Source organism: Pontibacter amylolyticus (genome assembly GCF_014638845.1).
GTDB classification, from domain to species: domain Bacteria; phylum Bacteroidota; class Bacteroidia; order Cytophagales; family Hymenobacteraceae; genus Pontibacter; species Pontibacter amylolyticus.
In genome coordinates this window covers 245068-258697 of record NZ_BMFP01000004.1, presented here as the reverse complement: position 1 = coordinate 258697, position 13630 = coordinate 245068, and the positions used below count along the sequence as shown (strand labels likewise).

General features: G+C 40.8%; 10 protein-coding genes. 2 read left to right on the top strand and 8 right to left on the bottom strand.

Going from position 1 to position 13630, the window contains the following annotated elements; translation table 11 throughout:
- Nucleotides 1–138 precede the first annotated feature (138 nt).
- A complete protein-coding gene (locus IEV97_RS20295) occupies nucleotides 139–453 on the bottom strand; it encodes a four-helix bundle copper-binding protein (RefSeq protein WP_108213632.1) in 315 nt (104 codons plus the stop codon).
- 249 nt (nucleotides 454–702) lie between these two features.
- On the opposite strand from IEV97_RS20295, the gene IEV97_RS11760 reads away from it, so the two are divergent.
- Nucleotides 703–1716, top strand: coding sequence for a potassium channel family protein (locus IEV97_RS11760; protein WP_229733914.1), 1014 nt, complete (start codon nucleotides 703–705; stop codon nucleotides 1714–1716).
- A gap of 202 nt (nucleotides 1717–1918) precedes the next feature.
- Here IEV97_RS11760 and IEV97_RS11755 read toward each other — a convergent pair whose 3' ends face one another.
- Nucleotides 1919–2158, bottom strand: coding sequence for a copper chaperone (locus IEV97_RS11755; RefSeq protein WP_116541393.1), 240 nt, complete (start codon nucleotides 2156–2158; stop codon nucleotides 1919–1921).
- A gap of 332 nt (nucleotides 2159–2490) precedes the next feature.
- Here IEV97_RS11755 and IEV97_RS11750 point away from each other — a divergent pair, with 332 nt between their 5' ends.
- Nucleotides 2491–3393 carry a hypothetical protein gene (locus IEV97_RS11750; protein WP_116541845.1) on the top strand — a complete coding sequence of 301 codons (903 nt, stop codon included), beginning with the start codon at nucleotides 2491–2493 and terminating at the stop codon, nucleotides 3391–3393.
- Between the two features lie 149 nt (nucleotides 3394–3542).
- Here the strand turns inward: IEV97_RS11750 and IEV97_RS20225 are convergent, their stop codons facing one another.
- From IEV97_RS20225 to IEV97_RS11720, 6 genes are all read right to left on the bottom strand, one after another.
- Nucleotides 3543–3689: a DUF305 domain-containing protein gene (locus tag IEV97_RS20225; protein ID WP_366915787.1), complete on the bottom strand. Its 147-nt coding sequence runs from the start codon at nucleotides 3687–3689 to the stop codon at nucleotides 3543–3545.
- A 476-nt stretch (nucleotides 3690–4165) separates the two neighbouring features.
- Nucleotides 4166–4795: a DUF2911 domain-containing protein gene (locus IEV97_RS11740; RefSeq protein ID WP_116541394.1), complete on the bottom strand. Its 630-nt coding sequence runs from the start codon at nucleotides 4793–4795 to the stop codon at nucleotides 4166–4168.
- A 186-nt stretch (nucleotides 4796–4981) separates the two neighbouring features.
- The gene (locus tag IEV97_RS11735) at nucleotides 4982–5524 is read right to left on the bottom strand and encodes a DUF305 domain-containing protein (protein WP_116541395.1); all 543 of its coding nucleotides are present in this window, start codon (nucleotides 5522–5524) and stop codon (nucleotides 4982–4984) included.
- Nucleotides 5525–5869: 345 nt separating this feature from the next.
- The gene (locus tag IEV97_RS11730; RefSeq protein ID WP_229733913.1) at nucleotides 5870–6184 is read right to left on the bottom strand and encodes a four-helix bundle copper-binding protein; all 315 of its coding nucleotides are present in this window, start codon (nucleotides 6182–6184) and stop codon (nucleotides 5870–5872) included.
- An 818-nt stretch (nucleotides 6185–7002) separates the two neighbouring features.
- Nucleotides 7003–8286, bottom strand: coding sequence for a site-specific integrase (locus IEV97_RS11725; RefSeq protein ID WP_229733912.1), 1284 nt, complete (start codon nucleotides 8284–8286; stop codon nucleotides 7003–7005).
- Nucleotides 8287–8687: 401 nt separating this feature from the next.
- Complete coding sequence (locus tag IEV97_RS11720; protein WP_188501692.1) at nucleotides 8688–13322, bottom strand: protein NO VEIN domain-containing protein; 4635 nt, start codon at nucleotides 13320–13322, stop codon at nucleotides 8688–8690.
- Nucleotides 13323–13630 lie beyond the last annotated feature (308 nt).

Below are 13630 nucleotides of genomic sequence, written 5' to 3'. Positions count from 1 at the left end.
CTTCTTTTCTTACAGAAGCTTCTTTTTCTGCATTGTAATTGGGCTCAAGCAAAGCAAAAACCACCCTGACCGCTCTATCAGGTATAGAACAATCAGGGTGGTTCTTAGGTCTTGCATTGGGTCAGCAGGTAGGAACAACTACGCCTGCTGGCAAGCCTGCTCGCAACGGCGACAAGCCTCAGCGCACATACGGCAGTGCTCCATGTGCGAATGCTTCTCACACTCTGCACCACACTCTCTACATACTCTGGCACACAGATCCAGCACTTCTCTGGAGAAGGTAGAATCCCGTGATACATAGTCCAGTGCCATTTTACAGATGGCTGCGCAATCCAAGTCAAGTCGGATGCAGCGTTCCATCATTTTCACATCATCTTCCTGCAGGCAGGAAACCGCACAGTAGTTACAGGCTGCTGCACACTCAGCTAATGCGGTTATTAAGTCTTTATTCATAGTTATCTAGATTTTATTGAAACATATGCTTGGTTATACCCATTCAAAGCCCCTTCTGTTTTATAAATTCTTGAACTATAATTATATATTTTTAGTGGCGGTACTAACTTAAGTGTTCTTTAAAACAGGTAAAATCTGCCCTAGCAGTGGCTGCAAGCTTGCTTTTGCCAGGGTCTGTCACCTCTATGCTGTTTAACTCCCTACCTGTTATTGCGTTTAGAAGTACGTGCTAACAATTCTATGTGCTTTATGAACATGCTGTATCTCTTCCTGGGAGCTCTTATTTATATCTTAATTGCAATGGACATCATCAAGACCACCTTTTCTTCAAGCGGAGGCGGCCGGATTACGGAAATGGTATCCAAAGCGGTATGGAAGATTTTCTTCCTTGTCTCGGGTAAGAATGGGAAAACAAAATTGCTTGAGTATGCGGGGCCGTCTATCCTTACCTGCACGCTTCTGACCTGGGTCCTTGGGCTATGGGCAGGACTGTTCCTGCTGCTGCTCTCTGATCCGGACTCTGTTGTAAGCAGCACTACCTTATCCAGTGCCAGCCCTTTGGAGAAGCTCTACTACGCCGGCTTTACACTTTCCACATTGGGCGTGGGAGACTACAAGGCATCAAATGATGTGTGGCGGATCATTACGAGTGTCACAGCTTTCTCTGGCTTAGCTTTCATAACTGCTTCCCTCACCTATTTTGTACAGGTGTTATCTGCCGTAGGCTTGCAGAGCAAGCTCAGTCTTTACATTAACAGCATGGGTAAAACGCCACAGCAGATACTGGCAAACAGTTGGAATGGGAAAGACTTTTCCTCCTTTTTCGATAATGTGTCAGACATATGCCAGATGCTAATGCAGCATACGGTGAACCACCACTCCTTTCCTGTAATTCATTACTTTCATAACAGCCAAGCACAGTTGTCTGTTGCGCCCGCCGTTGTGCTGCTGGATGAGGCATATCAGCTCCTGGAGCAAGCCGTTTCGCAGGATGTTAAAAGGAGTGAAGTGAAAATGGTGATGCTCCAAACGGCTCTGGATTCTTATCTGGAAATGGTAAAAGAAGGTTTCCTGAAGAACACTTCACCCCAGGAAGATGCCCCTACACCTGATCTTTGGCAATTGGAGGAGAAGGAGGTTCCGCTTAACAAAAGGGAAGAAGTTGAACTAACTTTCAAACAGACCCTGAAGGACCGCCGGAGACTGCTATCTTCCCTTTTGGAAATGGACGGCTGGCCCTGGAAGGAAGTGTATCAATCGTAAGTCGAGCACTTTCACAACCTTGTGTAAGATTTTAGATTTTAGATGGAGGTGCACTATTATTTATCTCTGCTTGGCTGAATTTAGGTTCCCGGATTAATTTAACACTAGTATCTCTTTCTATCAGCTGGGGTTTTACTAAAATCATTTTAGTGTATGCCTGGTTTTAAATGGTAAGCACTCCTAACAGTTTCTGCTATCGGCTTTACAAGTCCTTGCCACCGATGCCTATAACCCGGATGATTTCAGCTTTGAATCCTGCTTCCTGCTCCACATTTTCAATCCTTTGGGGATCAAGATCTGTACCGGAGACACTTAAAATATTTTCTGTGCTTCCAGTTTCCAGCTTCCACCTGCTGATACTTTCTTCTTTGTCCGGGTAAGGCGCTACCCTGGATATAGCTTCCTCATTCTCCACATTGGTTTTGAACTTGATTACTTCCATAGCAACATGTGTTTTTGCTTAAAATGAACGCGACAGTTTACACCAGGTTGTGCAACGGCTACGCTTTACGGCCTGTATGTATTCATCAGGCATGTTCGCTTACCTGCCTTCAAGCGGAATCTTTCCAAAAATTCTCTTATCTTACAGTATACTTTGTCTTAAACTTGTAAAGAATGAGGGCACCATTACAGCTTCTAACGTTTGTCTTGTTTCTGATTTTAAATACCTCCTGTAGCAAAACAGAACAAGAAACGACAAACACCCTGCTCCTGGCAGGTCGTCAGCCACAGATCGCAGTAGATACAAAAGGGAATACCAGGGTAGTGTATGGCTTGGAAGACAGAATTTATTGCGTCACGTCCAAAGATAACGGACAAACCTTCTCAGAACCTCTACTGGTGGGGCAGCTGAAGGGCTTGTACCTGGGCATGTCCATGGGGCCTCAGATTGCCAGCTCCATGAATTACTCGGTGGTAACCGCCATAGATAAGCAGGGTAATATCCATACCTACAGTCTGGACCATGATACAAATAAGTGGATAAAGGCAGCTGGTGTGAATGACATACCGGGCTCAGTGCCAGAAGGCCTGATGAGTATCGCCTCCGATGAACAAGACACCTTCTATGCTGTGTGGCTGGATGTAAGAAACACCAAACAAAACAAGATCGTGTTTGCCTCCACTACAGGAAACGCCGCCGCATGGTCAGAAAACAAGATAGTATACGTATCGCCAGACAGCACCGTGTGCGAATGCTGTAAGCCAAGTATAGATGTGGAAGGCAAACAGGTAATCCTGATGTTCAGAAACTGGGTAGATGGCTCCAGAGATTTTTACCTGACCAAATCAACTGACAACGGACAACACTTTTCTCAGCCACAGAAACTAGGGAATGGCACCTGGGAACTGGAAGGATGTCCCATGGACGGCGGGGGCATTGTACTGGATAGTAAGAATACGATTCACACTTCCTGGCAACGGGAAGGGAATATCTTCTATGCAAAGCCTGGCCAACAGGAAGTGCAAATTGGCAGAGGCCGGAACTGCCGCATCAGCGGAAAAACAAATCCGGTTATTGCCTGGAAAGATGGTTCAGATCTAAAACTAAAATTCCTGAATGCAGATACGGAAACTGTGGTAGGGAAAGGCAGCTATATTGAAACTGCTGAAATGCCGGATAAAAAAACGCTTTGTGTCTGGGAAGATGAAAACAAGATCCATTTCAGGAAAATATAACAGTAAAAACTTAACAGGTCTAAACTATTCTTTGGTTGTAAAATAGTCCACCTTATTATCAAACGAAGCCGCCCCTCGGTAAAGAGGCGGCTTCGTTTTTATACATGCATCACCAAGAATAAGATCCGGCCATGGATACAGTATAAGATTTACCTCATTCTGGTTAGGATTGCCTTCATTTCTGCTATTTCTTTTTCCTGAGATTCTATGATCTGCTCCGTTAGCCTCTTCACTTCGGGATCTTTTATGTTTGCTTCCTGGCTTACCAGAATGGCTGAAGAGTGATGCGGAATCATGGATTTTAGAAACTGTTTATCATCCACTAAGGCCTGTTTCCTTAGCATGAACAGTGAGCCGGCAAAAGCTACTACACCAACAGCTACAATGATACTTCAGCTTCTTATTTGTATACATTCCCGACATAAACCCTAACATAACAAGCGCCATAGGCGCCACCATCAATAGGGCCATGTACAGCCTGTTCAGGTTCAGGTACACATGATCAAACTTATCGGCATTCAAATACATCACCCCGTACATGATCACAAACGATACGGCTAGCATCAACAAAAACTTCATATAATTTCCCTTTTCCATTTTTTTTAACTGTTAAAGTATAATTGTTTGCCTATAAGTCTTTTCAAGTAAGCAACGTTGCTTCTTGTTCAGGTATATCCATATGGCTATACTCAGGTTCATCTATAAATTCATAAAGCCACTCCAACAGCTGTCGGAGTGGCTTTATGAATAAAAATATGCTTCTTGGCTACACCTAAATAGCAACGGGTACTGTTACTTTCAACTTGTCCCAGCTTATGTTAATGGCTCCTTTGCTATCAGCCTCTGACACGATCTGGTAACGAAGTCGCTCCTGTGGCTGCGCTGCTGCTTCAGGTTTTACGGTAACGCGCAATACGTCTTCCTTCTCCGTGTAATCGTCGGTCAGGTGCTGCTCCCAGTTTTTGTTGATGATGATAGTCCACTCCTCCTTTCCAGGAATGGTGAACAAGGCATACTTGCCTGCTGGCAGTAGCTTTTCTTCTATGGTGATATCTTTATCCGTTGTCAGGCTGGTGGCTGAGTGCGCTCCTGTCACCCATACCTGGTCGTAAGCTACCAGGCCGCCCCAGATGTTGCGTCCGCGCACGGCTGGTGAATGGTAATTGATGGTCAGGTGCGCATTGCCTACCATACCATGGGCTTCTGCTTTCAGACTGCCTCTTAATGTATCAGGTTCCGGTTGATCCTGTATAATGACAGCGCCTTCGCTCATTTTAGGGGTATGATTGGCGTGCTGTGTTTCTTCTGCTGGTACTTCCAGTTCTTTAGCGGTTTGATTGCAATAGGACAGGGAGGCGCAAAATATAAGAGCAAAAAAGCTGTTTGTAATTTTGGGGTTCATGGTGTAAGGGTTGTAGTATGGGTATTAAACCGGCTTTGACAAGGTAAGCAATACCTATTGTTTGATGTAAATGAAGGCTAAAACTACAAATTTTATACTCCGGATGAAACGGCATTTAACTAAAGAGCCCGGCTGACGTTTCCAGTAGCCGGGCTTGTAAATCTTAAGTCAGATCATGCTGACTTACTACATGTTATGGTGCTTGGTCGGTATACCGTGCTCATTTAAGAATGCGGCTAGCTCCATTATTTCCTGCGCTTGCTCTTCAATGATCATTTCAGCCTCCTCCAAGGCCATTTCATCATCCCCCCACTTCAATTCTGTGTTTGACATGGCAAGGGCTCCTTCGTGATGACAGATCATCAGCTGGGCAAAATCAACATCCGGATCAGGTGTGTCCATTACAGAACGCATGCAGTGCATCATAGCCATCATGTCCTCTCGCATCTCCATCATAAACATCTTGCACTCCTCCTTCGAGAGTGGTTCCGCCCCTGGATGCGATGCCAGCAATGCTTCAAGACGTACTTTACTTTCCATGTTGCCTATCTTCGTTTTCTCGGCCAGTTCCAGTGCCTCGGGCTCATGCCCATACTGGAGTTCCAGGTCGGCCATTTTAATACCCATTTCGTGGTGCATGATCATCATGTTGGCAAAATCAATGTCGGGGTCGCAGGTCATCTCCATCTGGTTCATCATCTTCATCATGGAGTTGATGATCTGCTGCATTTCCTTGTCAAATGCTTTGTCGCCCCCCAGTAAGGACCTTTCGTCGCTTTCTCTGCGCTGGTACTTAACGGGCTAACAACATCTTGGTCATTTTCGCAGCTGCTGAACACAAAGACGGCAATTAGCATAAGAGCAAAGCTTCTGATACTGATAAAATTTTTTTCATAGATTATGTGGTTAAAAAATGTGACCAAAATTCACTTACTAAGCCTCTTAATTTTATGGGGACTTCTATCGGTGCACTGTAATTCACGTCCACGCCAAAAAACACCCTGACCGCTCTAGCAGGTATAGAACAATCAGGGTGTTTCTTAGGTCTTGCATTTGACCAACTTGTAATAACAACTACGCCTGCTGGCAAGCCTGCTCGCAACGACGGCAAGCCTCAGCGCACATACGGCAGTGCTCCATGTGCGAATGCTTTTCACATTCCGCACCGCACTCGCGACACACTCTGGCGCACAGGTCCAGCACGTCTCGCTTCATAGTCGAATCACGGGATACATAATCCAGCGCCATTTTACAGATAGCGGCACAGTCCAGATCGAGGCGGATACAGCGCTCCATCATTTTCACATCGTCTTCCTGCAGACAGGAGACAGCACAGTAGTTACAGGCTGCGGCACATTCTGCCAACACTGAAACTAGTTCTCTATTCATCGTTATGTTCATAGTTTGTTTTGTTTGGTTATAAGTCCTTAGTTATACCCATCCCTTACCGTGATAGTTTTATACATTCCCAGCTGATTTTTATATAATTATGAATACCCCTTGTTGGTTGCCTGAGCAATACAGTGTTTTAATAATTATATTTATAGGGTATATTTGCAGGAATATACTAATGCTTGGGCTGCAGGGCGCCATTGTTAGGAAGAGTCTAATGCTCAAGGCTTCTACTCCATTACTGGAACTGCTTCACAAAAACTTTTAATGCGGGGCTCTTAAGTTAGAATGCGCAAAATATTGGCCTTGCCAATATGGGTATATACCTCACATGCCTCTCCGGTATATTCAGTTGTCGCGACAATCATAGAAAATTTTCCAGGACTATGGACCTACACTACAAGTTAAAGGCATAAACACCTCGTGACGATAATAGAGGATTAAAGGCCAATCTCAATTACGCTGTATGTAAATTGGGCTGCTACCATGAAGATGATCTCTTCCTTACATAAAAATGTAAGGAAATAAAAAAAGTCACCTGACGACCTTACTCAAAAGAAGCTGATCCTAAAGCTAGATTACCTGAAATTGAACTAGACTCCTACTCATTATGAGACTTAATGTACCTAAATTTAGAGTATTTGAACCGCCTTTGCCCTGTACTCTACAATAGTAGTCAGCTTATTGTCAAGGCCAGTCAAATACATGACAACCTTCCCTCCAATATTCATCGCTATCTATTATTATAGGCGCATAGTGTATTATGGTCCCTTGTTTATTTCCACAGCAGAATCGTATTAACTATTAATTAAACCTCACTCGCTAATCATATTAAATGCTGTTAACCGTGCAGCGTACTGCTTCTTCACGTCGTTTTCAAAGCTATCCAAGTAGCTTTCGGTCGTCTTCAGGTTAGAGTGCCCAAGGGATTCAGATATAAGCTCTATCGGTGCCCCTGCTCGCTTGAGGACTGTAGAGAAGGAATGCCGGGCCGTGTACGTGCTTATATTCTTTTCAATGCCAACCGCGGAGGCAACACGCTTGATGTACTTGTTTATAGTCTTGGTGGCATGCTGAATCTTTGCCCGTTCTCTTTCCGCAGACAACCCTGGTTCAAGCAAGGGGAACACATAATCTTCACTGTAAGCGGGTTTATTACCCCATCTCTCGATGATCTCATCAATTTCCTGCGTCCGCATGGCCGTAATGACCTTGATATTCTGGCGGCTGGTCCGCTCCGTCTTGGCCCTGACAAAGGTGATCCTCTCCTGGTCAAGCTGCTTGTACTTCAGACGGGCGATGTCCTTCACGTTTATCCCGTTGCACAGGTAGGAGAAGATCCACAGGTCCCGCGCACGCCCTTCGTTCTCGGTGGCAGGCTTATAGGAGAATATCTTTTCAATGTCTGCCAGCGTCAGGGCTTTCTTCACATTCCGGCCGGAGGGTATCTGGTACTTTCTCTTGCCGAACGGGTAGAGGTCGGCGTTCACCTCCCCTGCCGCGATGGCGTTGTTGTAGATGGCGCGAAGCGCCCGCAGGTAGATGCCTATGGTGGTGATCGAGTGGCCGTGCTGAAGCATCCATTTCTCGTACCCCATCAGGAAATCAACAGTTATAGCGGCATAAGCCAGAGGCTTGCGTTTCTTCAGCAGGTTTTCCCTCTTCTCGGTTGCTTTAGCTCTAGATAAGCCCTTATTTCTGGTAAGGGGTTCTTTCTGAATAAAGGATAGCAAGGAGAGGCTGGCGCTCTCGTAGCTGCTGGCCGTGCCTACCCTGCCTTCCTCAACCAGTCTTGTGACTTGCTGCTCAAATGCTGTAAAGACATCGTTCTTAACTGCAGTGTTCAGGTACTTCTTCTCGAACTGCTCAAAAGTGAAGGTTTCAAGGTTACGGATGATGCCTATAGCCTTCTGCTCTATTGCCTGAAAAGCTATCTGAAGCTCTTTGTACTTTCCTTTCGGCTTTTCCGCTTGAACCTTAAAGAATTCTGCCTCGCTCAAAGAGTAGCTCGTATTATAGTATTTGCGCTGTCTTTGGAAGGTGAGCCTCAACCTTACCGGGAATGAGCCATCTTTCAGAGCCCTTCTGGTATCCAGCATGACGGAAGTAAGTACGGGTATCATGTGTGTGCAAATTATTTCCTGTACACACAATTTGCACACAAACCGTCAAAAAGTCAAGTAATATTACTAAACAAGGAGAAACAAAAATTGCTTAATTTGGCTAAAAAGACGGTTTTTACTAATATATAATACTAGCAATAAAGGCTATCGTCATGACTACGAATCAGAAGGTTAGGGGTTCGACTCCCTTCGCGACCACAATTAACCATAGAAACCCGCTAAGAATCAATAACTTAGCGGGTTTTTCATTTAATAGGGTAAACATAGGTAAAACATTGCCTATATATCATGTCCCAAGAGACAGTTAAGTAAACTGCCTCTTGTCACAATCCTACCTGATAGTTATAGCTCCACTATTATTATTTAAGCTTGAATTACTAATTAAAATAAATTTCAAAGTTCTTATAGCGTGCTGAAAACTTATTGTTGTTGAAGAAATCATGTCCATTCTCTAAAATAAAGAGATTACCTAGATCTAACATTCGCCTCCTTTTATTATCTAATACATTGGATACGAATATCACCTTATAATTTTCCTTGAATTTAAGAGCCTTGTCTAATTCATTTTTCTTTATTTCGAATAACTTTTGATTATCTGATTTGCCTTTGACCTCCACATAAATTCTATTGCCTTCTTTATCCTTGTAAGAAATATCGTATCCAAGTTTATCATCTCCTTCTGGAAAGAGTTCGGGATAAGCTTTTGTAGCATTTTTTGACTCCCATCTTACTGAGTCATACTCTTCACAAAGCTTGTCATAAACAACCTTCTCAGCTACTAGCCCTATCATTTGACGAGATTCATCAAAACTGCCGCCATCGCCTCTTCTTCCTCCTGATCCGTTTACTCCCACTCCCTCATCCCTCCTATTTCCAACACTCTTGGTTTGAACAGACTCAATAGAAGCACCATTCTCGTTTATGAACTGTGATAGAGTTTCAGCTAATCTATTACCTGAATGTCCATTTTGAGAAACATTGTCAGAATCTGACTTATTACTAATCCAATCTTTGTAGGCATCAACCACTGCTATAACCTCACCAAAGTAAAGTAAACTTCTAAATCGATTATAGCTTAAAAATTCATCCAAATACTTTGACTCGATTTTACCCTTTTCTAATAGTTTTCTTAATTTGGAATAAGATTTTGCATACATAGCATTAACATTTCTCTGTATATGCGTGTTAAATACTGCTAAAGAAGTCAAAGTGAGAAAAGGGAAGTTATTCATGATTTGCTCAACAAATAATTCCTCAACATTTAAATATAAAGAGGATGACGATATCGAAACATTTAAACCTCTTTTATAAGTATCTAAGTAATCCTGATATCTTGATTTTTCATCTATACCAGTACCTAGCAGGTGATTATAAAGGAACTTATCAAATTGGTTTTCATAACCATCTATGTAACTATTCAACAATCTCGCATAGTGAGCTTGAAAGTTGATCTTTGGGAAAGCAAGCTCATTAAATTCACCTAGAGAGATACCTAAATGCATAAATAAATCATGTAACATAGGTATATTGTCGCTGTGACTCTGATTATAGAAGTCGAAGCTTGAATTAAAATGCCTTATCAAATCGATATCGCAGCTAAGTAAATTACTTAGCACATCATCTCTCACCCCCTTACTAGCAAGGAAAGTCTGCTGCTCCGCATTTTTTATTATTAAGACAGTATGCCAAAACCTTTGGATTACTGACAAGCCAGATGAATTTAGAATATCTTTTATTTCACCAATCCTTAGTTGTTCTATTTCATACTGCTCAAGAAAGCCAGTCTTATCTTCCCTCTCTAAAAAGTCTTGGAGAAACCTATTATACTTCCTTAAATCACGGTCTAAAATCAGTATAAATAACTCATTTAGTGATTCAGCAATAAGTTTCTTACTATTTCTTAGCGGATCTTCAATGATGTGAATCTCATGATTTTTGTTCTTACGGACGAAATGACTTACCTCCATTGGCGTAGTTATTCCACCCTGAACTTTAATATTTATTACAATATTGTCCTTTATATATACACGAGTGTTCTTTATTTCATCTATCTCGGTGTGTAAAGCAGTTCCAAGATGATACTCTAGTAGCGCCAAGCTTTCAGGTAATAGCTCAAAGTAATCTGTAAGCAGTAAACCTTTTTTGATTGATGAGTCAACAAGTTCTTTAGTTAATGACTCAGAAAACTTTTTGCCAATTCTACTGGCAATACGACCTATGGTATTTCTATCACGATTAGTAAAATGAGGCTGTATCTTTTCTTTGATGTTAATTGGTAGCAAATCATAATTTAATTTGTCATCAATATATATTAAGTCCTTCCCTTTCGCCCATACGAACTCCCCACTAAGCTCATTTACCCCTAAAAGATGTATCTCTTTTAGAGTTATGATCCCCTCCTCGTACCCATCACTTCTATGAGCAAAGTAATCGTACAACTTACCCAAAATCTTGTTATAAAAGTTACTGAAATCCTTATTCAGGTTTAAGCTGGTCTTGTACCTATTGTAAATGCCTGAAAGAATTAACTTATAATCCTCATATGATTCACCATTCAGATGACAAATATTAATTAACCTTAGTAAATCCTTTTGGTGCTTGAATGATATCGGAAATGTTACCAAATACTTCCTTAATATTTGCAAACTTGATAATGTTGTATCAAGAGGCTCTATACCAACAACATCCTTAATGCCATATGTAGTTGATTCTCCTTCAAAAGACACCCACTTCTGATGTTTTAAAGACTCTACGAACCCACTAACCTTTAATCTGTTAACACTTTCAATAGTTTTTAGCCCAGAATCTTTAGAACGGTATTTCATTTCTGGCAAAAGATTGCTTTGGATGAAATTACGATAGACAAGCCAGTTGTTAAGGATGCTTTGTGTGAAGAAAGACGTAAATGCAGAAGGAATATCCATTAACACATCATTCTGCATTTTAAAAGGTCGAGAATAAAGCCAGTCCAGTTTAAAGAGTTCTTTATCTCTGGCATCACTTCTGGACAATTCATATAATCTTGGCTCCACGTATACACCAGGTATAGACCACACACCAGCTATTTTTAGGAACTCAATAATATCTTTCCTTTCTGGTGCCAGCGCAGATATTAAGTCTAGGTCAACAAAACTTCCTCCAGGATAGAGCTCTTTTAGCTCAGGCAGATCTCTATATATAGGATTAAATAGAGGCTGCAGCCAATCGCTCTGCCCTTTTATTGGTAATAAAATTTTTTCTTTAACCTCTAGCTCTGACTTGTTATCAAACTCTATTTGTAATAATGCTTGCAAGACCTCACTTTTAGGCACTTTTTTATTATTGCTAAAAAGCTTAAGCAACCGACGAACTAACTCATATTTACTGTATTCTAATAACCCTATTCTGCTTTTTCCTTCTCGGATAGATAACTTTATTTCTTTATGTATAAAGTTAATGTGCTTTTGGACTTGCTTCCCTAACTTTATCTGATTGGCTTCATTCCCAATATAAAATACATCTTCATCACTGGACACTAACTTCCATTGATTCGTTAAGAGAACTTTCTTCCCTGTAATATTAAATTTTTCATGATCATTAACATAGTTATACAGCTTCTGAAAAAAAACTAAGTTCTTCTTCTTTAGCTGTTTTCTACATTCCTGCTCAATTTCATTTGCGATATCATCGTAGTGGAGATATGGAACATCAAACTCTTCAAACAACCATTCATGAACCTTTTGATCAGAGAAGAAAACAAGTTGTCTATTATTAAGCTTTCCATCAGGAAATAGACCTCTATCAAAATTGTCCGCAGCATATACATCTGAAGGTTTATAAAACCTCTTTGTAATACTATCATAGATAAATGCTTTTGATTTTAACTCATTCACTAGTGTATCATAAAGCACATCCAGTTTAGCGTCTTGATTACGTTCAAAGCAAAGTATATCAGCTGTATTTGTTTTGTGATTTCTCTTAAGATGATTTAACATCTCATTTGAAATGAATTTAGCCAATTCCTCTAACAGGAAATTGTTAAGCGTGGAAGTTCGTAACCTTGTACGTTCTGGATTTACTATAAAATAACTATGTATTAAAAATCTAAATCCTGAAGTTATTTCTAAAGGATAAAATAAGTAAAGTTCAGCTTTATCAATTGGAACAAAATGACCATTATCGTCTAACTCAACTACTATATTGATATCTACATGCTGATTAAGCTTAAATATTTCCCTCTCTTTACCTTCTAAGCTTTCAATAATAGAGCTAGGGATAGTGACTTTCTGTTTAGGAGAGAAACTTTTGTATTGATAAACCTTGTCATCATTTAGAGTGAGTTTAACATAATGACGCTTTAAATCTTTCTCAATAGCATATTTAACCCTATACTCACCTAAGCTAAATTCGATTTTTGAAATATTATCTAGCAATAGTATTTGTCTAGGGCCTATCTTATTGAAGTCGGCTATTATTTTCTCTTCTTTTACTGTTTCTTTGAGGGGGAGTTCAATACGAGTTACTATACCATTTTCGGACTTTCTATTATTAAGCTTACTAGGACTATAGTGAGGAAAGTAGAATAGTGGAATCTTAGATTCTATAACATTCTTTGTCTTGTAATCTTTCAAGGTAAGATTACGATCAAATATGACAGATCCATATCGCGTAACAATTCTAGGGGTATCTGTAATTTCTCGTATAGCCTTAAAACCAATGCCTTTGAAACCAATAAAGTCTTGACTTTGCTTTGTACTTTGCCCAATTGTAGTAATTCCTTCTATACCTTTCTCACTGAATTCAGCACCAGTATTTGAAACAGCTAAAACATTATCGTTTAATTCGATAAAGATTAGCCCATCTTGGTTTATCTCTTTATTGGCATCACGAACGTTTTGTATCAACTCAAATAAATAACGGCCCTCATATGCCTGCTGCAGATATTTTTCAGCTTCAGCGATGGCTGACAGGCCTCTGATTGGTGTATTTTTTGAGTCTTGGTAAAGTTTGTCTATAATAAGTTTGAGTTCCATGATGTTTGAACTGTGATGGAATACTTCAGACCACTTATCAAGTAACCTGTAATCTATTTTCTTAAATAGTTAACCTTCAAATTTAGGTAATAAGAGAGCTTCTGCGAGGCTTGATATTGATACGTTCTATTCTTCCCTAATCTTCTGTCTATACAATAAGTCGTGGTTCAAAACGTCATAGTCGAGGGCAATGAATAAAATTTTAGAGTTCGCATTGATAAACCCTACATATACATTATATAGCTTTCATCATGCTGCCTCAGTCAATGTCTTCAAGAGAATGAAGAGCCTGAAGCTGCTTCAGTAAC